Origin of the sequence: Bradyrhizobium sp. USDA 241 (assembly GCF_049739505.1) — a bacterium.
GTDB classification, from domain to species: Bacteria; Pseudomonadota; Alphaproteobacteria; order Rhizobiales; family Xanthobacteraceae; genus Bradyrhizobium; species Bradyrhizobium liaoningense.
Genome location: NZ_JBMGPZ010000005.1, coordinates 918,564 through 944,309 on the forward strand (window position 1 = coordinate 918,564; position 25,746 = coordinate 944,309).

General features: G+C 65.4%; 18 protein-coding genes and 3 pseudogenes. 8 read left to right on the forward strand and 13 right to left on the reverse strand.

What is annotated here, in order from left to right:
• Positions 1-309: 309 nt before the first annotated feature.
• Complete coding sequence (locus ABIF91_RS26220) at positions 310-1,758, forward strand: cell wall hydrolase (RefSeq protein WP_028178675.1); 1,449 nt, start codon at positions 310-312, stop codon at positions 1,756-1,758.
• Positions 1,759-1,883: 125 nt separating this feature from the next.
• Here ABIF91_RS26220 and nadC read toward each other — a convergent pair whose 3' ends face one another.
• From nadC to nadA, 3 genes are all read right to left on the reverse strand, one after another.
• Complete coding sequence (gene nadC / locus ABIF91_RS26225) at positions 1,884-2,762, reverse strand: carboxylating nicotinate-nucleotide diphosphorylase (protein ID WP_028178676.1); 879 nt, start codon at positions 2,760-2,762, stop codon at positions 1,884-1,886.
• Between the two features lie 10 nt (positions 2,763-2,772).
• On the reverse strand, positions 2,773-4,380 hold the full coding sequence (locus tag ABIF91_RS26230; RefSeq protein ID WP_028178677.1) for an L-aspartate oxidase: 1,608 nt from the start codon (positions 4,378-4,380) through the stop codon (positions 2,773-2,775).
• A 183-nt stretch (positions 4,381-4,563) separates the two neighbouring features.
• Entirely contained in the window at positions 4,564-5,670 is a 1,107-nt protein-coding gene (gene nadA, locus ABIF91_RS26235; protein WP_028178678.1) for a quinolinate synthase NadA, read from the reverse strand.
• 354 nt (positions 5,671-6,024) lie between these two features.
• On the opposite strand from nadA, the gene ABIF91_RS26240 reads away from it, so the two are divergent.
• The 6 genes from ABIF91_RS26240 to ABIF91_RS26265 all read left to right on the forward strand — a co-directional run bounded on the left by ABIF91_RS26240 (position 6,025) and on the right by ABIF91_RS26265 (position 13,355).
• A complete protein-coding gene (locus ABIF91_RS26240; RefSeq protein ID WP_028178679.1) occupies positions 6,025-7,278 on the forward strand; it encodes an MFS transporter in 1,254 nt (417 codons plus the stop codon).
• 40 nt (positions 7,279-7,318) lie between these two features.
• Positions 7,319-8,305 carry an MDR family oxidoreductase gene (locus ABIF91_RS26245; RefSeq protein ID WP_028178680.1) on the forward strand — a complete coding sequence of 329 codons (987 nt, stop codon included), beginning with the start codon at positions 7,319-7,321 and terminating at the stop codon, positions 8,303-8,305.
• Between the two features lie 114 nt (positions 8,306-8,419).
• Positions 8,420-9,019 carry a hypothetical protein gene (locus tag ABIF91_RS26250; protein ID WP_035679013.1) on the forward strand — a complete coding sequence of 200 codons (600 nt, stop codon included), beginning with the start codon at positions 8,420-8,422 and terminating at the stop codon, positions 9,017-9,019.
• A 158-nt stretch (positions 9,020-9,177) separates the two neighbouring features.
• On the forward strand, positions 9,178-9,423 hold the full coding sequence (locus ABIF91_RS26255) for a DUF6894 family protein (protein WP_028178682.1): 246 nt from the start codon (positions 9,178-9,180) through the stop codon (positions 9,421-9,423).
• 202 nt (positions 9,424-9,625) lie between these two features.
• Positions 9,626-11,362, forward strand: coding sequence for a methyl-accepting chemotaxis protein (locus ABIF91_RS26260; RefSeq protein ID WP_028178683.1), 1,737 nt, complete (start codon positions 9,626-9,628; stop codon positions 11,360-11,362).
• 304 nt (positions 11,363-11,666) lie between these two features.
• Entirely contained in the window at positions 11,667-13,355 is a 1,689-nt protein-coding gene (locus ABIF91_RS26265; protein ID WP_028178684.1) for a methyl-accepting chemotaxis protein, read from the forward strand.
• Between the two features lie 3 nt (positions 13,356-13,358).
• On the opposite strand, the pseudogene ABIF91_RS26270 reads toward ABIF91_RS26265, so the two are convergent.
• The 9 genes and pseudogenes from ABIF91_RS26270 to ABIF91_RS26310 form a co-directional block, all read right to left on the reverse strand.
• Positions 13,359-14,174 (reverse strand): annotated as a pseudogene (locus ABIF91_RS26270) (DUF2339 domain-containing protein); the annotation flags it as partial.
• A 39-nt stretch (positions 14,175-14,213) separates the two neighbouring features.
• Positions 14,214-15,017 (reverse strand): IS21-like element IS1631 family helper ATPase IstB, encoded by an 804-nt coding sequence (gene istB, locus ABIF91_RS26275; protein ID WP_424579470.1) that lies wholly within the window; start codon positions 15,015-15,017, stop codon positions 14,214-14,216.
• Between the two features lie 4 nt (positions 15,018-15,021).
• Positions 15,022-16,779: an IS21-like element IS1631 family transposase gene (gene istA, locus ABIF91_RS26280; protein WP_100214066.1), complete on the reverse strand. Its 1,758-nt coding sequence runs from the start codon at positions 16,777-16,779 to the stop codon at positions 15,022-15,024.
• A gap of 101 nt (positions 16,780-16,880) precedes the next feature.
• Positions 16,881-18,779: pseudogene (locus ABIF91_RS26285) on the reverse strand (DUF2339 domain-containing protein); the annotation flags it as partial.
• A 51-nt stretch (positions 18,780-18,830) separates the two neighbouring features.
• Entirely contained in the window at positions 18,831-19,799 is a 969-nt protein-coding gene (locus tag ABIF91_RS26290) for an NUDIX hydrolase (protein ID WP_028181853.1), read from the reverse strand.
• A gap of 217 nt (positions 19,800-20,016) precedes the next feature.
• A complete protein-coding gene (locus ABIF91_RS26295; protein ID WP_028181852.1) occupies positions 20,017-20,523 on the reverse strand; it encodes a tyrosine phosphatase family protein in 507 nt (168 codons plus the stop codon).
• A gap of 164 nt (positions 20,524-20,687) precedes the next feature.
• Entirely contained in the window at positions 20,688-21,302 is a 615-nt protein-coding gene (locus ABIF91_RS26300) for a YfbR-like 5'-deoxynucleotidase (protein ID WP_028181851.1), read from the reverse strand.
• A complete protein-coding gene (locus ABIF91_RS26305; protein WP_028181850.1) occupies positions 21,299-21,925 on the reverse strand; it encodes a DNA-3-methyladenine glycosylase I in 627 nt (208 codons plus the stop codon). Before ABIF91_RS26305 ends, ABIF91_RS26300 begins: the two co-directional genes overlap by 4 nt.
• On the reverse strand, positions 21,922-22,803 hold the full coding sequence (locus ABIF91_RS26310) for a YgfZ/GcvT domain-containing protein (RefSeq protein ID WP_028181849.1): 882 nt from the start codon (positions 22,801-22,803) through the stop codon (positions 21,922-21,924). The genes ABIF91_RS26305 and ABIF91_RS26310 overlap by 4 nt, the downstream gene beginning before the upstream one ends.
• Before the next feature lie 101 nt (positions 22,804-22,904).
• Between ABIF91_RS26310 and ABIF91_RS26315 the strand changes: the two genes are divergently transcribed.
• On the forward strand, positions 22,905-24,239 hold the full coding sequence (locus ABIF91_RS26315; RefSeq protein ID WP_028181848.1) for a dihydroorotase: 1,335 nt from the start codon (positions 22,905-22,907) through the stop codon (positions 24,237-24,239).
• A 63-nt stretch (positions 24,240-24,302) separates the two neighbouring features.
• Here ABIF91_RS26315 and ABIF91_RS26320 read toward each other — a convergent pair.
• Positions 24,303-25,711, reverse strand: a pseudogene (locus ABIF91_RS26320) (IS30 family transposase).
• Positions 25,712-25,746: the final 35 nt, after the last annotated feature.

The following is a 25,746-nucleotide window of genomic DNA, read 5'->3' on the forward strand; positions in this document are numbered from 1 at the left end:
ATGACACCGGTGATGAGGAAGGCGCTTTGGGCGAACCCAACACCGGGATCTCATCACACGTCCCGTAATGATACGCCTGCGCAAGAGTTCCTTCACCATGCGCGTTGACCGGACGTTTACCGCTTCGCGTGAGGCCGCATTTACCACTGCGCGATGTCGCCTCGTGAAAACCCCTGTGTTCGCTTGAGTGTGCCGCATGCGCAACGCGGATTAACGCCCCGGCAACCTAAATTGGATACTTACGATAAAGATCGAATTGCACGGATGTACTGAGTTCGATCAGAGCGTAAGCGTAGCGTGAGCGTATCGATGTCAGTGTTGCGTAACCATCCGAAGGGCGCGCGGTTCGCGTCCTTCGGCATCGGTCTCTGCATCTTCGCATTGATGCCGAGAGAGACCGGCTATCAGGACATTGCCTCGCTGCTGGCGCGCCAGCCCGGCGTCGCCGAGCGTTGGCAGAAGCAGGTGTTTTCCGCTGCGTCCTCGATCCAGCTTGCGACCTACAGCTTCTCGCGGCCGATCGGCACCTCCGCTCCGCAGAGCGCGATGGTTCGGCTCGCGAGCCTTGACGGCCGCGACGTCACCGGCGCGATCAGCCGCAATCCTGCGCTTCAGGCGCCGCCGCGCTACCAGGCCTCCGACTTTCCCAAAGTCGATCGCTCCCTGAAGGGTGATCGCCTCGCAACCGCCGCGCCGACGCAGGCCCCCGAGACGGTCGCGCCGGCTGCGGCGCCGGCCGAGGAAGATCCCGCGACGTCGAACCGCTCGGTGTTCGGCGCCAAGACCGCCGAGTTGCCGCAGGCGATGTCGCCGGAATCCGCGGCCGTGCTCGATCCCGAGCTCCAGGAAGCGTTGCGCGCGCCGCCGCTGCCGCAATATTCCAATCCGCCGCAAGCCAGCGACGCTGCGCGCGCGCTCGCGACCGCGCCGCTGGAGGCGTTGAAGCGGGCTCCCGCCGCGCCGGCACCGACGCGCGATCCCTTCGCCGTCAAGACCTCGAGCCTGTTCTTCGGCAGCTCATCGCTCGGCGGCAATCTCGAGCCCATCGAGAGCTGGCAGCCGGGCGCCGAGCCGCTGATCGTGATGCCCGATCCCGACATGAAGGTGACGGCTTCACTGTCGCCGCCATCGGAGGAGATTGCCAAGGAGATCGAAGGCGGCGAGAGCGTTGCGCCGAAGGGCGAGGTCAATGCCGACAACCAGCGCGCCAGATCGCCGGCGGAGCGGCTCGCGCTCGACGACAAGTCGCGCGCGAAATCGGAGAAGTGCCTCGCCGAAGCCGTCTACTTCGAATCCCGCGGCGAGGCCGTGCGCGGCCAGATCGCGGTGGCGCAGGTGGTGATGAACCGCGTGTTCTCCGGCAAATATCCCGAAACCGTGTGCGGCGTGGTTTACCAGAACAAGTACCGCCATTTCGCCTGCCAGTTCACCTTCGCCTGCGACAACAATCCGGACGTGATCCGCGAGCCCGAGATGTGGGAGCGCGCCAGGAAGATCTCCAAGGCGATGCTCGACGGCCAGATCTGGCTGCCCGAGGTCGGCAAGTCCACGCACTACCACGCCTATTGGGTCCGCCCATCCTGGGTCGCCGAGATGAAGAAGCTGTACAAGACCGGCGTGCACACCTTCTATCGGCCGCGTAACTGGGGCGACGGCAGCGAGGAGCCGAGCTGGGGCACCCCGGCCCAGACCGCCGCGCTGTCCGCCGAACTCGCGCAGGAGGCCAAGAGCTCGGCCGAAATGGGCGAACGTCGGTAGCGCCTTCACGAAAGACCGTCATGCCCGGGCTCGTCCCGGGCATCCACGTTCTTCATGCTTCGTCGGCAAGACGTGGATGGCCGGGACAGCCCGGCCACGACGTTGCGGAGGCGTTCGTGTTCAGATCACGCCTCGATATCCAATGCACAATCGAAGTTCGGCGCCGAATGCGTCAGTGCGCCCGCCGACGCATAATCGACACCGGTCGCCGCAATCGCGGCGATCGAGTCCAGCGTGACGCCGCCCGATGCCTCCAGCTTGAGGCGGCCCTCGTTGATCCTGACAGCCTCGCGCAGCATCGCAAGGTCCATGTTGTCGAGCAGCACCGCGTCGGCCATCCCGCTGTCGAGCACCTCGCGCAGTTGCGCCAGCGTATCGACCTCGATCTCGATCTTGACGAGATGGCCCGCGTGGGCACGGGCGCGCTCCAGCACCGGACGGATGCCGCCGGCCACCGCAATGTGGTTGTCCTTGATCAGGATGGCATCGTCGAGCCCGAAGCGATGGTTGAAGCCGCCGCCGCAGCGCACCGCGTATTTCTCAAGTGCGCGCAATCCAGGTGTGGTTTTTCGCGTGCAGCAGATGCGCATCTTCGTGCCTTCGGTGCGCGCGACATAGTCCGCCGTGAGCGTGGCTATGCCCGACAAGCGGCCGACGAAGTTCAGCGCGGTTCGCTCGGCCGTGAGAATGGCGCGCGCGGGGCCCGAGATCGTCAGCACATGCTGGCCGCGGGCAACCCGTGCGGCGTCGCGGACATGTGCGCGCAACTCGATGTCGGGCGACAGCTTCTGCAGGGTCGCGAGCGCCAACGGCAATCCGGCGATCACGCCCGACTGGCGTGCGACGAGGATCGCCTGCGCCCTCGTCGCTTCCGGGATCGTCGCAAGCGAGGTGATGTCGCCGGCGCGGCCGAGATCCTCGTCGAGCGCGCGCTGCACGGCCTCGTCGATCGCGAGCGGAGAGAGAAAGGCGTCGGGATAGAGCAGCGAGGTCGGGGTGATCATGGGGCCTCCTTCAGGCGATCATGGATTGCGCGATGCGTGGCAGCGGACGCTCCTTCAGGCTCTCCGCGACCTCGCGCATCGCGACGAGCGTCGTCATCGTTCGCCGAGCCGGCCCGGCAGCCTCGGCGGGATGATCGGAACGGAAATGCGCACCGCGGCTCTCGCGCCGCGTCCAGGCCGCAGCAGCGACGAGCAGGGCCGAGGTCGCCATGTTGCGAAGGGCGATGTCTCCGGCCTCGCGTTCGAGCATGGCGAAGTGGCGCACGGCGTCCGCAAGCCCGTCACCGTCGCGGATCACGCCGACATGCGCGCCCATCATCGCGCGCAGCCGCTTCACCGCTACGGCATCCGGCGTGCCGGTGCGCGGCATCACCAACGCGTCGGGAAGGCGGCCGGGCGAGGGCACAAGGCGGCCGGCGATGTCGTCGGCAATGCGTGCGGCATAGACGACGGCCTCCAGCAGCGAGTTGGAGGCGAGCCGATTGGCGCCATGCGCGCCGGTCGAGGACACTTCGCCGCCGGCCCAGAGCCCGTCGATCGAGCTGCGGCCGCGCATGTCCACCGCGATGCCGCCCATATGATAGTGTGCGGCCGGCGCAATCGGAATCGGCTGCGCCGCGGGATCGATGCCGGCGGCGATGCAGCTCGCATGCACGGTCGGAAATTTCTCGGCGAAGTGCGTGCCCAGCGCCTGCCGCGCATCGAGGAAGGCGCCGCGCCCGGCCGCGATCTCGGTGAACACGCCGCGGGCCACGATGTCGCGTGGCGCGAGCTCGGCGAGCGGATGGCGTGCCCTCATGAATCGCTCGCCGTTGCCGTTGATCAGCGTTGCGCCTTCGCCACGCAAGGCCTCGGTGGCGAGCGGCGCCGGGTCGCGGCCGACCATGATGGCGGTGGGGTGGAATTGCACGAATTCAGGATCGGCGATCACGGCGCCGGCGCGGGCCGCGATGGCAAGGCCGGAGCCGCTGGCCTCGAGCGGGTTGGTGGTGACGCCATAGAGATGGCCGATTCCGCCGGTCGCAAGCACGATCGCGCGTGAAGCGAGCACGGCCGGCCGTGCAGCGGGATTGCCGGCCTCGCGCAATTGAAGGCCGGTGACGGCGCCGTCCTCGGTCAGCAGGGCTTCGGCGACAAAGCCTTCGATCAGGCGGATCGAGGGCGTGCGCCGCACGGCTTCGCTCAGCGCTGCGATGATCGCGGCGCCAGCACCATCGCCGCGCACATGCACGATGCGCCGCGCGGAATGCGCAGCTTCCCGTCCGACGGCAAGCCTGCCTTCGAGATCGCGGTCGAACGGCACCCCGTAGGCGAGAAGGTCATGGATGCGCGGCGCCGCCTCGCGCGCGATCCCGAGTGCGACGGCTTCATCGACAAGGCCGCCGCCGACCGCGACGGTATCGGCGGCATGTGCCTCCGGCGTGTCGCCTTCGGCCACCGCCGCGGCGATGCCGCCTTGCGCCCATGCGGACGACGCGCCCTGTCCGAGCGGTGCCGCCGAGATCAGCGTCACCGGCCGCGGCGCAAGCTTCAGCGCGCAGAACAGTCCGGCAAGGCCGCCGCCGACGATGACGACGTCGTCGGTGTTGCGGGTGAAGTTGTGGATGGTGTTGGTCATTGTCCTCTCCATTCACTCCGCTGTCGTCCCTGCGAAAGCAGGGACCCATACGCTGCGGCGGAAATTGCCTTGCGAAGCTCTGCAACGCTGTTCTTCGCCAAACGTCTGCCTGTGGTTATGGGGTCCCGGACCTGCGCTTCGCTTGTCCGGGACGACAGCGGTGTTTGCTGCTGTGGGTTGCCTTCAATTCTTCAGATTGATCATGCGCTCGACCGAGCGCCGCGCGCGTTCGGCAAGCGCGGGATCGATCGTCACCTCCTCGCGAAGCGTCAGCAGGCTCTCCAGGATGTTGGCGAGCGTGATGCGCTTCATGTGCGGGCAGAGATTGCAGGGCCGCAGCATCTCCACTTCGGGAAGCTCGGCCCGTACATTGTCGGCCATCGAGCATTCGGTGATCATGACGAGGCGCCGCGGCCGCTTCGCGCGCACCCAGTTGATCATGTGTGCGGTCGAACCGGTGAAGTCGGCTTCCGCCAGCACGTCCGGCGGGCACTCCGGATGCGCGATGATCTGGACGGAAGGATCGGCCTCGCGAAAGGATCGCAGCTCCTCGCCCGTGAAGCGCTCATGCACCTCGCAGGCGCCTTTCCAGGCGATGATCTTCACGTCGGTCTTCGAAGCCACGTAAGTGGCGAGGTATCGGTCGGGCAGGAAGATCACGCTCGGCGCGTTTAGGCTCTCGACCACCTGCACCGCGTTCGAAGACGTGCAGCAGATGTCGACCTCCGCCTTCACCTCTGCCGAGGTGTTGACGTAAGCAACGACGGGCACGCCCGGAAATTTCTCCCGGAGCAGCCGCACATCCGCGCCGGTAATGCTGGCAGCAAGCGAGCAGCCCGCGCGCGAATCCGGGATCAAGACGGTCTTGTCCGGATTAAGCAGCTTCGATGTCTCTGCCATGAAGTGCACGCCGCACTGGACGATGATGCCTGCCTTCACCTTGGTGGCTTCGACCGCGAGCTGGAGCGAGTCGCCGCCGATATCGGCCACGCAATGGAATATCTCCGGAGCCTGGTAGTTGTGGGCGAGGATCACCGCGCCCCGCGCGCGCTTCAGCTCGTTGATCGCGTTGATGGTCGGTGCCATCAGCGGCCATTCGATCGGCGGGATCACGTGCTTCACGCGCTCGTAGAGCGGGGCGGTGGCGCGTTCGACCCCGGGCGTCCATGCCAGTGAAGGCATTGGCCACGTCGGTCCCGTGGGCTCTGGGGCGGCGCGGGGAGGGGTGATGAGTTGGCCCTGCGGCCGGTTGGCAAAATCGTCGGGACCGTAAATTCCAGTGATCGGCATCGAAGCCTCCCAAGCATGGTTATTATGCTCAAACTGAGAATATATAGGGCCTGAGAAATCCGGCCGAGAGGCCGGTCAGAGCAGGTTACCCTAAATATGCTCAATCTGAGTAAATCAAAGATAGCATGCTCCGATGGGGCCCGCTAGGCCCTGCCGCACACATTCCCGTCAGTCCGCGGCTGACACGTCGGGCGAGGCAGCATTGAAACGCAATGCTCCCGCGGCAGCTCCTCGTGGAATGCAATCGTCTTTGGCTTGGCAATCTTTTTGACTTGGGATCTTCATGCAGATGCATTAAACGGGCTCTCCCGCGGCTGCTGATCGCGGATTCGCCAACGACAGACGAGGAAGACAATGTCGACACAGATCGGCGAGCTCGCTCCGGCCTCACGTTCCTCCAACTGGCGCACCCCGGCCGTCATCATTCTCTGCGGTTGTGCGATCGGCATGCTCGGCTTCGGTCCGCGCTCGGCGCTCGGTTTCTTCGTGCAGCCGATGAGTCATGAATTCAGCTGGGGCCGCGACGTGTTTGGCCTCGCGATTGCCGTGCAGAATCTGTTGTGGGGGCTGGGCCAGCCGCTCGCCGGCGCGGTCGCGGATCGCTTCGGCCTGTTCCGGGTGATGTGCGTCGGCGCTCTGCTCTATGCCGGCGGCCTGCTCTTGATGCGCTACTCCTCGACGCCGCTCTCGCTCGACATCGGCGCCGGCGTCATGATCGGCTTTGGTCTTGCCGGCTGCTCGTTCAATCTGGTGCTGTCGGCCTTCAGCAAGCTGCTGCCGGCCGAGAAGCGCGGCCTTGCGCTCGGTGCCGGCACGGCGGCGGGGTCGTTTGGGCAGTTCCTGTTTGCACCGATTGGCGTCGCGTTGATCGATAATTTCGGCTGGCAGCAGGCGCTCTCCGTGTTCGGCTTCCTGATGCTGCTGATCATCCCGCTGTCGCTGGCGCTTTCGACGCCGCCGGTCGCAAGCACGGCCAACACGGCGCCTGCGGATGAGCAGACCTTCACCAGGGCGCTTGCGGAGGCCTTCGGCCACCGCTCCTACGTGCTCCTGGTGCTCGGCTTCTTCACCTGCGGCTTCCAGCTCGCCTTCATCACGGTGCATCTGCCGGCCTTTCTGGTCGATAGCGGCATCTCGACGCAAACCGGTGGCTGGGTGATCGCGGCGATCGGCCTGTTCAACATCATCGGTTCGCTCAGCGTCGGCTATCTCCAGAACTATCTGCCCAAGCGCTACATCCTCTCGACCATCTACTTCACCCGTGCGCTTGCGACCCTCGCCTTCATCGCATTTCCGATCACGCCGTTCTCGGCGATCGCGTTTGGCGCGATCTCAGGCCTGACCTGGCTGTCGACGGTGCCGCCGACCTCGGCGCTGGTCGCGCTGATGTTCGGCACGCGCTGGCTCGCGACGCTCTACGGCTTCGCCTTCGTCAGCCATCAGGTCGGCGGCTTCCTCGGTGTCTGGTTAGGGGGCATCGTATTCGAGCGGTTCGGTTCTTACACGCCGATCTGGTGGCTCTCGATCCTGTTCGGCGTGCTTTCGGCGCTGATCAATCTTCCGATTGTGGAGAAACCTGTCGAGCGGGCGGTTGCACAGCCTGCCTGATCGGCTAAACAATCCCTGAAACAAGTCAGGGAGTGAAGTCGTGGCCACATTCAAGGCGATCCGGATCGACAAGGCGGACAAGGGCACCACCGCCCAGCTCACGCAGTTCGACGAAGCTGAGCTGATGGACGGTGACGTCACCGTTCGTGTGGAGTGGTCGACGCTGAACTACAAGGACGGCCTTGCGCTCACGGGCAAGGCGCCGGTGGTGCGCCGCTTCCCGATGATCGCCGGCATCGACTTCGCCGGCACCGTCGAAGCCTCCTCGCATCCCCAGTGGAAGGCGGGTGACAAGGTGGTCTGCACCGGATGGGGCATGGGCGAGACCCATCTCGGCGCCTATGCGGAGAAGGCGCGGGTGAAGGGTGACTGGCTGGTCGCATTGCCGCATGGCCTGTCGGCGCGCGACGCCATGGCGATCGGCACCGCCGGCTTCACTGCGATGCTCGCGGTGCTGGCGCTCGAGAAGCACGGTCTCTCGCCGAAGAGCGGTCCGGTCGTGGTGACCGGCGCCGCTGGCGGGGTCGGCTCGGTCGCGATCGCCGTGCTCTCGAAGCTCGGCTACCACGTCATCGCCTCGACCGGCCGGGCCTCCGAGGCCGACTACCTTAAGCAGCTGGGAGCAGCCGAAGTCATCGACCGCAATGAACTCTCGGCACCGGCAAAACCCCTCGCCAAGGAGCGTTGGGCAGGCGGCGTCGACAGCGTCGGCTCGACGACCCTCGCGAATCTGCTCTCGATGACGAAATATGGTGGAGCCATTGCGGCTTGCGGTCTGGCCGCCGGTATGGACCTGCCGTCCTCGGTCGCGCCGTTTATTTTGCGCGGAGTGTGCCTTCTCGGCATCGATTCCGTGATGTGCCCGATTGAGCCGAGGAAGGCGGCCTGGCAACGCCTCGCGTCCGATCTGGATCGGGAAAAACTATCTGAAATCACTAAGGAAATTTCGATCGACGAGGTTTCGGAGTGGGGCGCGAAAATCCTTGCCGGCCAAGTCCGGGGCCGCATCGTGGTTAAAATTGGCTGACGGCGTTTAGACTTTACCAACCAAGCTGCTCCAATGTTGCCTTGGTTCGTATGGTAAGCAACGGGTAAAGAGATAGGGCGTCGCCCGCTGCGGGGGTTGGGTTCGGAGTTGAGCATGCTTGCGCGTATTGTGTTGGGGGCTGTCACGGCGGCAGCAACGTTTGCGCCCGCCATTGCTGGAAGCATGAACGCCGACGAGGCGCGCCGCTTCGTAGCCGGCAAAGTGTTCGCCTTCACCTGCTTCGACGGCACCCGCGGCGCAGGCCGCATCCTCGACGATCTCGGCGCCGCCGGTGCGGTGCAGTTCTCGGGAGCAGGCCCGGTCCGTCATCTCCGTCTGCCCGGCAATACGCTCCAGATCCGCGGCCAGAACGTCTGTGCCTCGATCAAGGGCATCCCATTCGAGCCCTGTTTCAACCTGGAAAAGACCGACGATCGCAGCTTCCGCGGCTCGGTGTCGGGCATGGGCTTCGCCTATTGCGACTTCCATCACCAAGGCGGCAACCAGATGCTGATGGCGCGCGCAGCGGCCCGGCCACGCTCACTGAGGACCTCGGAGCGCACCGGTTCGGTCGGCGCATCGACCACCGAAGTCGCCGCGCGCGTCGAGACCCCGCGTGTCGAAAGCAGCCGGCTCGAGCCAGCGAAGTCCGAAGTCAAGTCCGAGCCCGCGAAGAACGAGGGCCCGCTGGAGCTGCGCCGGTCGACCCAGTGACTGGCCGCGCGGGACCATCCGCGCCTTTGTCGTCGAAGACGTCCATCGAGCGCGAAGCCGCCGCGCCGTAGTCATACGGACGGCGACCTTCATGTATTGGTAGCTGTTCGCGCCGCAGTCTGCTTGCGGACGGGGCGGTCCCACGCAAGGGCTCAACGATGTCGCTCTATTTCTTTCGCATCAGCACCGGCCGCTATTCCGGCGCCGCCGACCAGGCGTACGAGTTCGAGGATCGCGTGGCGGCCTGGACCGAGATGACCAAGGTGTGCGCGGATCTGCTCGGCGGTATCGCGCGCAGCCTGAAGCCGAACGCCGAGTGGTGCATGGAGCTGCTCGACGAGAGCAAGAAGCCGGTGTTTCGAATCAGCCTGGTTGGAGAAGCCGTCGGATGCAAAGCGTCCTAGCTCCGATCTCAAGCTGCAATTTACAACCATGACGAGATCATTCCTCTTCACCTTCAATCATTTAGCGCAAAAAGACAGTATTTCTGCGAGGCATCTCGTTAACCAGAAGATCGGACTCCGACCTGTAGCTTTTCGGTAAGGACGATCAACGTCCAAGCGGCCAACAATGACTTGGCAGCTCGTTTCCGGGGGAAACGCACCGATGTTGAGTCTATTCCGAAATTTTCAGATCGGGACCAAGCTGGCGATCGCCTCGGCTCTCGGCGTGTTCCTGGTTGGAGTCATGATCGCAAGCCAGATGGTCGGAAACGGCCATGTGCGCCGATCCAGCCAAGCCGCATTCGCCCAGCAGGAGCTGGCGCGTGAGGCAGTCGAGGCCAAGTTCTCGGTCCGGAGCATGCAGCTCGCCGTACGTGACATCCGTCTCGCCGGCAACTCGGGCGAATTGCAGAAGGCGAGCGATGCGCTCGTCGAACGTTCCGGCCGGCTGGTCAAGGTTGCTGACGCAATGCTCAAGCTGTCGCCCGCGGCGGAAGATCGCGCGAGGATGGAGACGCTCAAGACCCACGCCGCAAATTATCTCAAGGCCGGGCAACAAGTCGCCTCGGTGCGCAATGAAACCATCGCGGCGATCGGCGCAAACGACACAGCCCGCATCACCAAACTCGTCGAAGAGGGGGCGCGTCTCACGCGCGAGGTCACGTTGCCGATTGCCGGCGAGATGGATCAGGTCGCCAATCAGGTCGCCGATTTCGCCAGGCATCGGAGCGAAGAGGATATTGCCGCTTCGGTGCAGGAGATGGCCTCGAGCGAGCATGTCGGGATGACCGTCGGCGCGCTCGCCATGCTCGTCCTCGTCGGCTCCTGGCTGATGTCGTTCCTGACCATCGCGCGGCCGATCCGCGCGCTCACCGTGGCCATGGACAAGCTCGCCGGCGGCGATTTCTCCGTGGTGCTGCCCGGTCTCGGCCGCAAGGACGAGGTCGGCGGCGTCGCTGCGGCGGTCGAAAAGTTCAAGGTCGTGTCAGAACAGAAGGCGCGCGAGGAGGCCGAAGCCAAAATCAGGCAGGACCAGATTGCGGCCGCGCAGCGCAAGGCCGAGATGCACAAGCTCGCGGACAGCTTCGAGGCCGCGATCGGTGAAATCGTCGATACCGTCTCCTCGGCCTCGACCGAACTGGAAGCTTCCGCGTCGACGCTGACGTCGACTGCGGCGCGTGGACAGGAGCTCACCACCATGGTTGCTGCCGCCTCCGAGGAAGCCTCCACCAATGTGCAGTCGGTGGCGTCGGCAACCGAAGAGCTGTCGTCGTCGATCACCGAGATCAGCCGGCAGGTGCAGGAATCGGCTCGCGTCGCGAGCGATGCGGTGAACCAGGCCCGCACCACCACCGATCGCGTCGGCGAGCTTTCCGCTGCCGCGGCGCGGATCGGCGACGTGGTCGAGCTGATCAACACCATCGCCGGCCAGACCAATCTCCTGGCGCTCAATGCAACCATCGAGGCCGCGCGCGCCGGCGAGGCGGGCCGCGGCTTTGCCGTCGTCGCCTCCGAGGTCAAGGCGCTTGCCGAGCAGACCGCGAAGGCGACCGGCGAGATCGGCCAGCAGATCGCCAGCATCCAGACCGCCACCGAGCATTCGGTCGGCGCGATCAAGGACATCAGCCATACCATCGAGAGGCTGTCGGAGATCTCCTCGACCATCGCAGCCGCGGTCGAAGAGCAGGGCGCCGCAACGCAGGAGATTTCCCGCAACGTGCAGCAGGCGGCGGCAGGCACCCATCAGGTGTCGTCCAACATCATCAATGTGCAGCACGGCGCGAGCGAGACCGGCTCGGCGTCCTCGCAGGTGTTGGCGGCGGCGCAATCGCTGTCCGGCGACAGCAACCGGCTGAAGCTGGAGGTCGGAAAATTCCTGGGTACCGTGCGCGCGGCCTGACGCGCGCGGTCCGCCTCGGAGGAAGCCACCGGCCTGCTCGAATGATGCCGCGCATCAAGCTGCGTCCGCATCGCGGCAGGAGATGTCCGTGCGGCTGCAACAGACGGGTTGCAGTGAACGGCGATCACGGGCGCGAACCGTAGTTTTACGTAGGTTCCTGTTAACGCCTGTTTGCGATTATGGGCGCAATCTCTCCGGACAAGAACCAGCCAGCATTGTTGAACTGACTTCCGCCCTGTCGTCCGTCGCGACGATTGCGGCGCAGGTCATTCGCGCGTTGCTGACTACTATCGGGATTGTCGTGATGTCGAAATTGTCGATCGTATTCAAGTTGCTGACCGTACTGTCGGTCCTCGTGCTCTCGCTCGCCGGCGTCGGCGTGATGGCGATCGGCACGATGCAGAACATCAACGCCCATACGGTCGAGATCGCGGAAAGCTGGCTGCCGAGCGTGCGTGCGCTCGGCTCGATGCGCGCCGACATCAACGAGCTGCGCGTCGTCCTGCGACTTCACCTGATGCAGGAGAGCATCGAAGGCAAGGACGCCGCCGAGAAGCGCATGGCCCCGCTACGCGAGCGCATCGAGAAGACCCGCAAGGTCTATGAAGGCCTGATCACCTTGCCGGAGGAACGCGCGATCTATCAGCAGTGGACCAAGGCCTGGGCCGAATACCTCAATGGCGTTCAGGAGACGATGGCGCTGTCGCGCAAGAGCCCCGGCCGCTTCCCGACCGATGCCAACGAGCTGTTGCAGACCAAGGTCGCGAAGATGGCTCAGGCGGCGGATCCCCTGCTCCTGAAGAGCATCGAACTCAACAACAGCGGCGCCGAAGCGGAAACGAAGCAGGCGGCCGACAGCTACGCCACGATCTTCCGCGTGCTGGTCGGCGTCATCGTTGCAGCCGTCGCGATCGCGATCGGCGCCGCCTACTACCTCGTGCGCGACGTCTCGCGCGGAATCGCCTCGATCATCCGTCCGATGCAGTCGCTCGGCGAAGGCGACCTCTCGGCCGAGGTGCCGCATCGCGGTGAGAAGACGGAGATCGGCTCGATGGCGGATGCGCTCCAGATCTTCAAGGAGGCGCTGATCGCCAAGAAGGCCGCCGACGAGGCGGCGGCGAGCGATGCCGAGGCCAAGATCGAGCGTGGCCGCCGCGTCGATGCCATCACCCGCAATTTCGAGGTCATGATCGGCGAGGTCGTCGAGACCGTGTCATCGGCCTCGACCGAGCTCGAGGCTTCCGCGGCCACGCTGAGCGGCACGGCGCAGCGCGGCCAGGAGCTCGCGACTGTCGTTGCTGCCGCCTCGGAGGAAGCTTCCACCAACGTCCAGGCGGTGGCGTCCGCCTCCGAGGAGCTGTCGTCCTCCATCACCGAGATCAGCCGCCGCGTGCAGGATTCGGCGCGGATGGCTGCGGAAGCCGTCGAGCAAGCGTCGCGGACCAACGAGCGCGTCAACGCGCTGTCGCAGGCGGCCTCCCGCATCGGCGACGTGGTCGAGCTCATCAACACCATCGCGGGCCAGACCAACCTCCTCGCGCTGAACGCGACCATCGAAGCGGCGCGTGCCGGCGAGGCCGGCCGCGGCTTTGCCGTCGTCGCCTCCGAAGTCAAGGCACTTGCCGAGCAGACCGCGAAGGCGACCGGTGAAATCGGGGCGCAGGTTTCGGGCATCCAGGCCGCGACGCAGGAATCCGTCAACGCCATCCAGGAGATCGGCGGCACCATCGAGCGGCTGTCGGAGGTGTCCTCGGCCATCGCCGCTGCCGTCGAGGAGCAAGGCGCGGCCACGCAGGAGATTTCGCGGAACGTTCATCAGGCCGCGCTCGGCACCCAGCAGGTCTCGTCCAACATCACCGACGTGCAGCGCGGCGCGATCGAGACCGGCTCGGCCTCGGGCGAAGTGCTGTCGGCGGCGAAGTCGCTGGCGACCGACAGCACCCGCCTGAAGGTCGAAGTCGCGCAGTTCCTGGAGTCGGTCCGCGCGGCCTGACCTTCACGCGCCCGGCTGCGGCGCGGCCGGCGGCGGTGCAACCTGCCGCCGGAACAGGATGCGTTGGTACAGCCAGCCGATCGCGACCAGCACCACGCCGAGGCACATGAACGAGAGCGCACGATAGACGCCCGTCAGCGTCGACATGTCGATGACGAAGGCCTTGAGGATCGTCAGCGCGATGACGGCGGCAGACGCCAGCCGCGCCCGTTCCGAATTGACGAGGATGCCGACGCCGAGCAGCACCACGCCGAAAGCGAGCCAGCCGATCGAATAGGTGTATTGCTCGGCGCCCGTGGTCGGTCCTGTGGACAGGATCGGCCCGTGATAGAAGCGGCGGATCTCCAGCGTGACATAAGCGAGCGCGAACACGAGCGCGCCGCCAGCGATCGTATTGGCGTAGACCTTGCCACGCTCGCCGACCACCGCATAGGACAGCAGCAACATCAGCACCGCCGGCATCGCGTAGCCCAGCAGCAGCAGGTTGAAGACAGCGCCGCCGACGTCGGTGTGCCACAGCAGCGGATTCTCCAGGATCAACAGACCGAACACGCTGATGAGCCCGGCAATCGCCGTCAGCACGACCGCGCCGACATTGTGCACGATGCTGCGGCTGCGCAGCCGCAACCGTTCCAGCCCGATCGCCATCGCCAGCGTGATACAGGCTTGCAGCGCGAATTCGAGCAGCGAGGGGGCCGCAGTCATGCGGCCGCCGGTCGCAAAGTGCCGGATCTCCATGAAGGCGAGCAGCGCGGTGAACAGCATCGCGGCGGTCTCGACCATGCGCAGCGGCGTATCGTCGGCGCGCCGGCGCAGGAAGCCCCGCGGGTCACTTCAAATTCCTCCGGGTGTGGTCAGTCAAATTCCTCCACCCGCGAGGCAGGACAAGGGACTGTTAGTTTGAGTTGTTTCCCGGGCAAGAGCTTCAGCGGCTTCTTTGAGCCGATAGCTGCGTCCGTCGAACTCAAGCAGATGGCAATGATGCATAAGGCGATCGAGGATCGTCGTGCTCATAGTGTTGTCCCCAAGGTATGCCCCCCAATCCTGCACGACGCGATTGGAGGTGACGATGACGCTGCGGCGCAGTTTGTAACGCTGATGGATCAGGGTCTGCAGCAAAGTGCCGGCGTCGTCGGGGATGGCGCGTGCGAGGAATAGATCGTCCAGCACGAGGAGATCGCAGTCGATGATGGTTCGCAGCCGGACCTCGCGTTGTGCCGGAGAGTTCAGGGCGTAGCGGTGGAAGAAGTCGTCGGTCTCAAGATACTGGACCTTGTGGCTTTGCAGGATCGCCTGATAGGCAATCGCCTTGGCGATGTGCGACTTCCCGGTGCCAGGTTTGCCAACAAGCAGAGCGTTCTCGCCAGCGGCAATGAACGCCAGGGTGTGGAGCTGGAAGCAGGTCTGACGTGGCAGTTTGGGATTGAAGGACCAGTCGAACTCGGCGAGCGTCAGCTTTTCGTCGAGCCCGGATTGCTGGTATCGCCGCTCGATAAGACGGGACTGACGACGGTCCAGTTCATCCTGCAGGATAAGGGAGAAGGTCTCGAGGAAGGGCTGGTTGGCGCCCTGCGCCTGGAGCACGCGCGTCTGCAGCGTGTCGCGGACACCCGACAGGCGCAGCTGTCGTAGGCAACGCTCAATTTCCGGCATGGTCATCATGTGGCTAGGTCTCCAGTTTAAGGTGAGAAGGTGCAGCGGGAGCGCTCGTGGCGCCGGAGTTGGCCGGGGTTGCGCAGGCGACACGAGCGCGGATTGCCGTGGCGTGATCGTCGTGAGCCTCGGCCTGCCGACCATTGTCGTCGGCGTCGCGCCGCACAGCGCGGCTGAAGAGGTCGCCGTATTCCGCGGGGGTACGGATCAGCGGATGATCCTGGGTGAGCGGCGATGCCGGCTGTGGCGTCACTCCAACCTGCTCGATCGCCTGTTCGAACAACCGCTCGACGGTCGCACGCACGTGCTTGTAGCGGTAGATGCGGTTGTCGATGGCGTGCGCGCAGGCCTGCTCGACCAGCCGCGCCGGATACTTCCGGCCCAGCCCGACAATGCCCCACATCGCGCGCTGTCCGGGGCGCCCTTCGGTGTCGAACACCTGCTGGCACAAGGCCCTGGTCTGCGGTCCGATGCGCTCGGCGCTCGCCAGCAGCACGGCGGTTTGCCGCGACGGGTTGAACGGCCGTTCGCTGGTCGGCAGGACGACAGAACCGGGGTGCGCCATCCGGGAATGAACACGCAGCAGCGCACGGGTGTGGCGATCACGGATCTCGATCGTGGTGGTGTAGATGCGCACGACGACCTGGCTGCCGATCGGCGCGGGCCGCGCGGCGTAATAGCTGTTGTCGACGCGTACGGTGGTGTCGTCGCAGACAGTCCGGACGACTTCGGTGAAGATGCGGAAGGGAGCGACAGGCAGCGGCCGCAGGTGCGGCTTCTCTTCCTGGAACATCGCCTCGACCTGACGGCGCGTGCTGCCGTGGATGCGTTTGGAAGCCCAGTTCTCCTCCCAGTGCCTCAAGAACTCGTTTTGCGCCTCCAGCGTCTCGAAGCGCCGTCCGGCCAGCGCAGTGCCCTGGGTATGTTGAATCGCATTCTCGACGCATCCTTTCCGATTTGGATCGGCCACGCGCGCGGGATCGGCGACCACGGCGTAATGAGCCAGCATCGCGCTGTAAATCGGGTTGAGCTGGGGCTCGTACAAATCCGGCTTGAGGACGCCTTCCTTCAGGTTGTCGAGCACGACATAGCTGGGGACCCCGCCAAAATACCGGAACGCCTCTTCGTGGAGCTGCGCCCAGACTTGTTGGCTGGACTTCCAGACTACCCGCCGGAAGCTGCGCCGCGAGTAGCGTAGCGTCATCACGAACAGGCGGGGACGACGGTACCGCCCGCTCTTCGGATCAACCGTCGGCGCGCCCTCGCCATAGTCGACCTGAGCTTCCTCGCCGGGGAGGAACTCAAGACGATCAAACTGCTCAGGATCAGCGTGCCGCAACCGGCGCACAAACCGCTTGACACTCTGGTAGCTGGACGGAAAGCCAAATTGATCAACCAGGTCCTGGTAAATCGCCTGCGCGTTCCGCTTCAGCCGGACCTGTTCTTCGATCCACGTCCGATGCGCTTCGCAAGCCGAACGGGCCAGGCTGCTGGTGACCGTCGCTTCCGATGTCCCAAAAGCCGGTGGTCGGGGTGGAGGAATTTGGCCGTCCGCGCTCACCGAGCCGGTGGTCACTTCCCCGGGGGAATTTGCCTCCGCACCGGCCCGCAGCGCCTGATAACGCCGGATCGTCTTGCGATCGACACCCGTCAGCCGGTGAATCTCGCGCTGGCTGGTGTTGCGATCAAGTAATGTAAGTACGGTGCTTTGCAGATGTCGCTTCAAGACGTTCAACTCCCCGGCCCCTTGCTGGCTAAAGGGGTCGAACATAAACGTCCTGCCTGACCGGCTACTGCTGTTCAGCGGCGCTGACGGCGATCATCAGGTGGGGGAGTTTCAAGTGACCATACCCGGGGGATTTTGACCGACCCACGGGGGAAGACGCTCGCGGCCCAGAACGAAAGCGCCGGCAGGCCGTAGCCCCACAGCAGCCAGTTCAGAATCGGGGTGGTGCCGACGGCGTCGCCGACGATGCGAGGATCGTAGGCGATGCGCGCGGTGACGAGCGCCGCGAAGATCGCGGCAAGCCAGCGCAGGAACGGAATCGGCCGCTGCATCGAGATCCAGGCCGTGCCGAGCGACATCAGCGCCAGCGCGATCGTCAGCCAGCCCTTCTCCAGCGCGAAGGTGAGCGCCAACGCGAGCGCGCCAAGCGTGCCGGTCGCGAACAGGGCCGTGGAGATCGCGACGCCCGGCCGGGTCTCGCGGCGTGTGAGCGCCTCGGTCGCAGCGCCGAACGCGGCGGCGAGCAGCACCGCCAGGATCGCGAACGGGATCGAGCGGTCGAGATGGGCGATGCGCGCGTAGAGCGCGACCAGGATCGCGATCGGCGTCGCGACGCCGGCCGCCGACCAAACCACCGGAATGATTGCCGAATTCGACCGGCCCTGTGCCAGGAAGCCGGCGATGCCGAAGCCGGCGGCGAAGATCGCGGCCGTGACCAGATGCAGCGTCACCGCGCCGTCGGTCGCTGTCGGTCCGATGCCGGGCATGGGGCCGCCCGGCAGCACCAGCATATCGGGATTGGCGCGCACCGCCCATTCGGCGAACACGATGAAGACGGTCGCCGCGGCCGCACCCAGGGCGCCCGTGGCCGCCGGCGCACGCCAGGCGACGAACAGCGTTCCGGCGACCAACAGCGTGAAGGCGATCAACGCCAGATCGGCGTGCGAGCTCGACAGCACGATCAGCATCGCGCCGAACAGATAGGCGCCGAGCGCGCTCGACGAGACCGGCTCGATCTCGCCGTCCTCGATGCCGGGCCCGAACATGAAGCCGCAGACGACGAGTAGCGCGGCCAGCACGAAGCCGGCGATGACATGGAAGGCGTGCGGCGCGACCTGCAGTTCGGCGGCGTCGAGACCCGGGAAGATCCAGAGCACGGCGAACACGATTGTCGTGACTGCAAGCCAGCGCCAAAGCCGGATACGGGCGAGGCCAAAGCTCGCTGCGGTGACGATCGCAAGATAGATGTAAAGCGCCCAATAGTCCGGCTTGCCGCTGGAGACGAGGATCGGTGTCACGAAGGCGCCGACCACGCCGAGGCCGGCGAGTGCTGGACCGTGCAACAGCGCGGCGGCAAGCGTGCCGAGCGCGACGAGGCCGAGCAGCACGAAGGCGGTTGCGGGCACGAGGAAGCCGTAGAGCGCGTAGGCGGCATAGATGGTGGCGAACGCCACCGCCGTGCCGGCCGCGGTGAGGATCGCGGGGATGTTCGCGATCGGCAGCGCCTGGATGCTTGAGATGGCCTCCTTGCGCCGCGTCCATTCGCCGGCCCCTAACAGCGCCAGTGCGAACAATCCGCCGAGGAACACGCGCACGCCGGGGCCGAGGAGGCCGGCTTCGATCGAATAGCGCACCATGAAGAAGCCGCCGAGCGCGAGCGCGAGCCCGCCGATCCACACCACCCAGCGGGTGCCGAGCCGCTCCTCGAAACCGCGCGCCGGCGCGGGCAGCGGCGGCGGTGCGCCGGCTTCAAGGCCGGTTTCGAATGGGGGCGGCGAAACATCTGCGGCGGCCGGCGGAGGCGGCGCAACCTCGGGCTCGGGCGCAAGCGGCGGCGGCTCTGCCGGCGCTGTTGCGGGCGCCTCCGTCTGCACCGGTGCGGGCATTAACGGCGGCGGCTGCACCTGCCGCTGCGCGTAGAACATCTCTTCGAGCGAGCTCAGCCGGCGGCGCAACTCGGCGGCCTGGCTGGACGCCTTGATCGCGATCAGGAAGGCGACGATCGCAATGATCAGCGCAAAGACGTCGAATGGGCCGTCGAACATGAAGCCTCCAGGCAACCGGCGGGCAGGGGCCGGCACCCCAAATATCAGGATCTAGCGCCGGGAGCGCACGCGCAAGCCCGGCGCGGGCCGCTCCTGGAGCACGTCGCGGCGGAAGCGATAGAGCGCCGCCGGCCGTCCGCCCGTCTGTGTCGACATGACGCCGGTCGGTTCGACCAGGGCTTCCATTTCGACCAGACGACGGAAATTCTGCTTGTGCAGATGCCGGCCGGAGATCGCCTCCACCGTGTGCTGCAGTTCGGTAAGTGTGAATTCAGCTGGCAAAAGTTCAAAGACGACAGGGCGATACTTCAGCTTTGCGCGCAGCCGCGCGATGGCCGTGGCGAGAATCCGGCGGTGGTCGAACCGCATCGAGGTCCCGAGCGGGGGAAGCGTCTTGCGCGCCAATGCGGCGGGGCGGCCATCACGCCGCGCCTCCTCGATCAGCCCGGCCTCGTACAGCAGCTCGTAGCGATCGAGCACGCGTTCCTCATCCCAGGGCGCGCCGTCGAGCCCGAAATAGAACCGCACGCGATCCTTCCGCGGCAGCGCTCGCGTCGTCTCCGGCGTCTCCTCCTCGGCCCATTTGGTCAGCGCCGGGATGATGTCGCGGGCGATGATGCCTGGCGGCTCCTCGCGCCAGTCTTCCCAAGGGAAGAAGCGATACCATGGCGCGAAGCTCGCCGCGTTTGAGGCGAGCTCGCCGTCCACAGGGCGCGTCAGTGCGAGATAGCCGATCGACACCATATGCGCGCCGGTGTCGCCGGCCTCGGCATGGCGGCCGCGATCGCCGAAAGTGTAGAGCTGCTCGACATAGCCGAGCCGCAGGCCCGCCTGCTGCTCGACCCAGGCGCGCAGGCCGATCTCGAAGGTGCGATGGCTCACCGCATCGAACGGGCCGAACGGCAGACCGGCAAGCCCGTCGGCACCAGGCGCCGTCAGGATCAGCGGCTCGTGGTTCTCGATCGCAACGATTGCGGCGGTGAGGCCAATCTCGATCGGCGTCAGCTGCGTATCGCTCATGCGGTGTGGCGCGCAGCTGTTGCGAGAAATATATGTCGACTAATTGCGGCTATCTCTCCGGGGGCTCGGTGTAACCTCTCCCGCTTGCGGGAGAGGTCGGCGCGTAGCGCCGGGAGAGGGTTCTCTCCACACCGGGAGTGTCCCGATGAGGACGCACCCTCTCCCCAACCCTCTCCCGCAAGCGGGAGAGGGAGCGCACCTATCTCGTGGCGCCCGGTCATTCGAGCTCGATCACGAAGGGGCAGCCTTCCACCATCATGGCGCCCGGGCCCATCTCGTCGAGTGCGCGCAGCATGCGGCCGTTGCGCCCGAGTGCGCGATCGGCGAGGCCGACGATGCGCCGGTTGGGCGAGGCGATCGGCGAGGCCGCGCGGATCTTCCGCGCGATCTCGATCTCGTCGCGATTCGGATTGAGCGCGCATACCGCTGCAAACGCGCTGGCGGTGGAGCGGCTGATGCCGGCATAGCAATGCACCACCAGCGGTGCACTGCGGTCCCAGCCGCGTACGAAGTTCAGCACCTGCTCGATATGCGCCTCCGATGGTGCGACGAAACCGTCCATCTCCTCGGTGATGTCATCCATCGATACCTTGAGATGGTTGGCCGGCAGCACCGACACCGGACGTGCCACCTGCTCGACATTGGCCATCACCGTCAGCACATGGCTGGCGCCGGTGATGCGGACAGTTTCGGGAAGCGCGGCGAGGGAACAGACGTGGATCATGGGAGACCTTTTTGCCGGCCACTATAGCGAGCCATTATAGTGTGGGCAAAGCGACATGTCCGCCGTAGCTCGAAGAGCGAAGGCAGAAGCGTGCGCGCCGCTTCCGTCGCAAACGCGAAAGAATGGCGGGCACGGCGCACCGCGGCTTTGCCACCCAGCAGCACCTACGCAAACACGGCGCCAAACCGCTCCAGAAACTGCTTCTCGGCCCGTGCGGCCGTCCAGGGCGTCATGTAGTCGCGCCGGACGCTGTCGGACAGGCCGGGATCCTTGCCGAACAGGCGCTTGGCCTCGCTCTCGCTGAAGCCGGCGAGCTCGGTTGCCTCGAGGTAGGCTGCGCCGCGATCGGCGGCCTTGATGGCTTGCGTGATCTCGTCGGGCAGCACCGGCGGCAGGCCGAAGCGGATATGGATGGCGCCGAGGAGGCGCTTCTCGACCGCCTTGTAATGGCCGTCGAGCACGGCCTTGAACGGCGAGATCATGTCGCCGATCACATATTCCGGCGCATCGTGCAGCAGGGCTGCGAGCCGTATGCGCTGGTCGGCCCGCGGCATCTCGTGCCGCAGCACGGTTTCCACCAGCAGCGTATGCTGCGCGACCGAGAAGATATGCGCGCCGATGGTCTGCCCATTCCAGCGCGCGACGCGGGCAAGGCCGTGCGCGATGTCGGCGATCTCGATGTCGAGCGGGGAGGGATCGAGCAGGTCGAGCCGCCGGCCCGACAGCATGCGCTGCCAGGCGCGGGACGGCGCATCGCGCGCGGTCTTCTTCGCCGTCATTTGGCCTTGAGACGCGGCTTGCGCTGCGTCTTGCCGCAGGCGGCGTGACAGTGGCAGTCGACGAGATGATCGTTGACCATGCCGGTCGCCTGCATGAAGGCATAGACGATGGTCGGGCCGACGAATTTGAAGCCGCGCGAGGACAGCTCCTTGGAGATCTGCACCGACAGCGGCGTCGAGGCGGGCACGCTCGCGGTGGTCTTGAACTGGTTGACCAGCGGTCTTCCGTCCATGAAGTCCCACAGCAGCTTCGAGAAGCCCGGGCCTTTCTCCATGATGTCGAGATAGGATTTCGCGCTCAGGATCGCGCCGTCGATCTTGGCCTTGTTGCGCACGATGCCGGCATCGTTCATCAGCGCATGAACCTTCTTCGCGTTGTAGCGCGCGATCTTCTCCGGCTGGAAATCGTCGAAGGCTTTGCGGAAATTGTCGCGCTTGCGCAGGATCGTGATCCAGGACAGGCCGGCCTGGAAACCGTCGAGCATCAGCTTCTCGTACAGTGCGCGGTCGTCATATTCCGGCACACCCCATTCGGTGTCGTGATAGGCGACGTAAAGCGGATCTTCGCCAGGCCAGGGACACCGTTTCAGGCCGTCGGGATGCAGGCGGGCGGCACGGCTCATGCGATGGGCTGCTTGGCTGGAATTCGAACGACGTCTGGTTCAGCGAGCGTCAGAGGCAGCCCACCAGCGGTGAGCGGCTGGCCCGCGTCGAGCGCTTCGGCAACGCGGTCGATGCGCACCAGCGCAACGCCCTTGCCGCCGGCGGTCGAGCCGATGGTGCCGACCGGCTTGTCGCCGGCAAGAATGGTCGTGCCCGGCTCGGGTGAAGCACCGTCGAGCAGCACCTTCACGCTGCGCGTGCGTGCAGTGCCGCGATGCTGCATGCGCGAGACGACCTCCTGGCCGACATAGCAGCCCTTGTCGAAATCGACGCCAGCGAGACGATCCATGTTGGTCTCGTGCGGGAACGCATCGCTGTACATGAAGTCGAGCCCGCCGCGGGGCACGCCGAGCGCAATGCGGTGCGCCTCGTATTCGGCCGCATCGACCAGCTTGGCACCGATCAGGTCGGACAGCTTCTGCTTGAGATCTTCCGGGATCAGGATGCGGTAGCCGAGCCCGTCATTCCGCGGATCGACGAAGGCGAGGTCCGGCTGGGCGGCCGGCTGGCCGTCCCAGGCCGCAAGCACGCCGAGATCGTCGGAAAGGTTGTCCACCGTGACCTTGGCCCGCAGCTTGTAGAATTTCAGCTTCGTGGCAAGGCTATCTGCCAGCGCTTTCGGGCAGTCGATCAGGAACCCGCCGCCGTGACCCGCGGGCACCTCCGTGATCAGGAAATCCACGATGATCTTGCCCTGCGGCGTCAGCAGCGCGCCGAATCGCCCCAGGCCCGGTTTCAGCCTGTCGAGGTCGGTCGTGACCAGGCCGTTGAGGAAGTTGCGCGCATCCTCGCCTGCGACCTTGATCACGCCCCGGTCGGGAAGAAACGCCGATTTCATGCGAAAATCTCTTGCGACATGTTGCTCCGGAACGTAAGCCCGCAACGCATAAACGACAAGACCTCGAGCCCTGCGCTTGGGGACGAGAGAGGCCTTCAGCCATGAGCCAGCGTTTCGATGTGATCCTCAAGGGCGGCACCGTGGTCAACCAGGACGGCGAGGCCGTTCGCGACATCGGCATCACGGGCGGTCGCATCGCCGAGCTGGGGCCGCTGTCGCAAGGCAGCGCCGCGGAGGTGATCGACTGCAAGGGCCTGCACATCCTGCCCGGCGTGATGGACACGCAGGTGCATTTCCGCGAGCCCGGGCTGGAGCACAAGGAAGACCTCGAAACCGGCTCGCGCAGCGCCGTGATGGGCGGCGTCACCGCCGTGTTCGAAATGCCGAACACGGCGCCGCTGACGGTGACGGAGGCCGAGTTCACCGACAAGGTGAAGCGGGCCAATCACCGCATGCATTGCGATTTCGCCTTCTTCATCGGCGGCACCCGCGAGAACGTGCAGGACCTGCCGGTGCTGGAGCGCGCACCCGGCTGCGCCGGCGTCAAGGTGTTCATCGGCTCCTCGACCGGTGCGCTGCTGGTGGAGGACGACGAAAGCCTGCGCCGCATCTTCCAGGTGATCCGCCGCCGTGCGGCCTTCCACGCCGAGGACGAGTATCGGCTCAACGAGCGCAAACCGCAGCGCATCGAGGGCGATGCGCGCTCGCATCCGGTCTGGCGCGACGAGACCGCGGCGCTGATGGCGACGCAGCGCCTGGTCAAGCTCGCGCACGAGACGGGCAAGCGCATTCACGTGCTGCACATCTCGACCAAGGAAGAGATCGAGTTCCTGCGCGACCACAAGGATGTCGCCTCCTGCGAAGCGACGCCGCATCACCTCACGCTGGTCGCGCCCGAATGCTACGAGCGGCTCGGCACGCTCGCGCAGATGAACCCGCCGGTGCGCGGGGCCGATCATCGCGCCGGCATCTGGCGCGGCATCGAGCAGGGCATCATCGACGTGCTCGGCTCCGACCACGCCCCGCATACGCTCGAAGAGAAGTCGAAGACCTATCCGGCCTCGCCCTCCGGCATGACCGGCGTGCAGACGCTGGTGCCGATCATGCTCGATCACGTCAACGCCGGCCGGCTGTCGCTGGCGAGATTCGTCGACCTCACCAGCGCCGGTCCCGCACGCCTCTACAACATCGCGTGCAAGGGACGTATCGCCGCCGGCTACGATGCCGATTTCACCATCGTCGATCTGAAGCGCAGCGAGACCATCACCAACAAATGGGTCGCGTCCAAGGCCGGCTGGACGCCTTATGACGGTGTCCGCGTCACCGGCTGGCCCGTCGGCACTTTCATCCGCGGCCGCCGCGTGATGTGGCAGGGCGAGCTCGTGACGGCCTCGCAGGGCGAGCCGGTGCGGTTTTTGGAGACGCTGAAGGCGTAGGAATAGGCCTAGCCTCTTGCACCGCTGTCATGCCCCGGCTTGACCGGGGCATCCAGGGCGGATTCAAGCGGTCGTCGCAACACCAAATTGTTTTTCACTCAAGGCAGTAGTTCGTCAAGCGCTTCTGCCGGCGTTTTCCAGCCCAGCGTCTTTCTCGGTCGGGCGTTGAGGGCCGCTGCTATAGCGGATATCTCGTCGGCGCTGTGGACGCTCAGGTCTGTGCCTTTCGGGAAGTACTGCCGCAGCAGCCCGTTGGTGTTCTCGTTAGTGCCGCGCTGCCAAGGGCTTTGCGGGTCGCAGAAGTAGACCTGGATGCCTGCATCGATCTTGAGGCGGTCGTGCTGAGCCATTTCGGCTCCTTGATCCCAAGTCAGCGTGCGACGTAGTTCTTCGGGCAAATTGATGATGGTGCGCGAGATCGCGTCGCGCACGGCTTCGGCTCCGTGTCCCGCGAGCGCAGGTCCGTTCTTCACGCGCGGAGCTTCGCCATGCCCCACCAATCGGGGAAGGTGCAATAGCATCGTGAAGCGCGTCGTGCGCTCGACCAGCGTGCCGATTGCCGAGCTGCCAAGACCGAGGATGAGGTCTCCCTCCCAATGTCCCGGCACTGCTCGATCGGCAGCTTCAGCAGGGCGCTCACTGATCATGATCTCCGGCGAGACAAAGCCCTTGCCTCGCCTGCGTATGCGCGCCCTGGGCATCCGCAATACACGCCCGGTTCTCAAGCAGGCGGTCAGCTCGCTGCGCAGCGCCCCACGGCCCTGAACGAAGAGAGCTTGATAGATAGCTTCGTGGCTGATGCGCATCGTCTTGTCGTCCGGGAAGTCGATCGGCAAGCGTCGGGCAATCTGCTCAGGACTCCAGGCTTTGGCCCATCGTCGATCCTTTCGCCGGCCATGTCGGCGGCCGTTCCACGGAACGGCCGGATCAGGAACATGAGCCCCGCTCGGGGCTACGACGCCGCCGGCAAGTCTCTCCTCTACATAAGTGCGCAAGGTTGCATTGAGCGCAAGCTTGGTCGACTTGGGCCGGCGGGCAGATCGATCCGCATGCCATTGGGCAGTTGTTGCCCGATACTCCAACCCACCGCCGCGGGTGGCCGCGTTCCGCCGCAGTTCACGGGAGACCGTCGAAGCATCCCGCCCCAAGCGGCGCCCGATCTCCCGTATAGAATGGTCCTGCACCCTGAGTAGGGCGATTTCCTCGCGTTCAGCCAATGAAAGGTAGCGCCCGGAGAGAGCCTTGGCCGAAGATCTGAACATCGCTGGTGGCGTGCCCCCTGCCTTTCGGAACAATCTGCTTCCGACAGGTTGCGATAGTCCGGCCGCAAGCGCAGCATCTTCGCTGCTTTGCCCTGAGGCAATCGCCTTCCAAAATCTATTCTGTTCATCGCGTCCAGCCGCAGACGACCGGCCTGGCGATGGCAATGGCGCCCGTCCTGACCGGGCCGAACGTCGACTTAAAACTTTCATCGCAACCTCCAACTTCTTGGTGTTGCGACGACCGC

Coding starts and splice junctions, on each gene's coding strand:
- ABIF91_RS26220 (WP_028178675.1), top strand. CDS start 310: ATGTCAGTGTTGCGTAACCATCCGAAGGGCGCGCGGTTCGCGTCCTTC.
- nadC (WP_028178676.1), bottom strand. CDS start 2,762: ATGATCACCCCGACCTCGCTGCTCTATCCCGACGCCTTTCTCTCTCCG.
- ABIF91_RS26230 (WP_028178677.1), bottom strand. CDS start 4,380: ATGACCAACACCATCCACAACTTCACCCGCAACACCGACGACGTCGTC.
- nadA (WP_028178678.1), bottom strand. CDS start 5,670: ATGCCGATCACTGGAATTTACGGTCCCGACGATTTTGCCAACCGGCCG.
- ABIF91_RS26240 (WP_028178679.1), top strand. CDS start 6,025: ATGTCGACACAGATCGGCGAGCTCGCTCCGGCCTCACGTTCCTCCAAC.
- ABIF91_RS26250 (WP_035679013.1), top strand. CDS start 8,420: ATGCTTGCGCGTATTGTGTTGGGGGCTGTCACGGCGGCAGCAACGTTT.
- ABIF91_RS26255 (WP_028178682.1), top strand. CDS start 9,178: ATGTCGCTCTATTTCTTTCGCATCAGCACCGGCCGCTATTCCGGCGCC.
- ABIF91_RS26260 (WP_028178683.1), top strand. CDS start 9,626: ATGTTGAGTCTATTCCGAAATTTTCAGATCGGGACCAAGCTGGCGATC.
- ABIF91_RS26265 (WP_028178684.1), top strand. CDS start 11,667: ATGTCGAAATTGTCGATCGTATTCAAGTTGCTGACCGTACTGTCGGTC.
- istB (WP_424579470.1), bottom strand. CDS start 15,017: ATGATGACCATGCCGGAAATTGAGCGTTGCCTACGACAGCTGCGCCTG.
- istA (WP_100214066.1), bottom strand. CDS start 16,779: ATGTTCGACCCCTTTAGCCAGCAAGGGGCCGGGGAGTTGAACGTCTTG.
- ABIF91_RS26290 (WP_028181853.1), bottom strand. CDS start 19,799: ATGAGCGATACGCAGCTGACGCCGATCGAGATTGGCCTCACCGCCGCA.
- ABIF91_RS26295 (WP_028181852.1), bottom strand. CDS start 20,523: ATGATCCACGTCTGTTCCCTCGCCGCGCTTCCCGAAACTGTCCGCATC.
- ABIF91_RS26300 (WP_028181851.1), bottom strand. CDS start 21,302: ATGACGGCGAAGAAGACCGCGCGCGATGCGCCGTCCCGCGCCTGGCAG.
- ABIF91_RS26305 (WP_028181850.1), bottom strand. CDS start 21,925: ATGAGCCGTGCCGCCCGCCTGCATCCCGACGGCCTGAAACGGTGTCCC.
- ABIF91_RS26310 (WP_028181849.1), bottom strand. CDS start 22,803: ATGAAATCGGCGTTTCTTCCCGACCGGGGCGTGATCAAGGTCGCAGGC.
- ABIF91_RS26315 (WP_028181848.1), top strand. CDS start 22,905: ATGAGCCAGCGTTTCGATGTGATCCTCAAGGGCGGCACCGTGGTCAAC.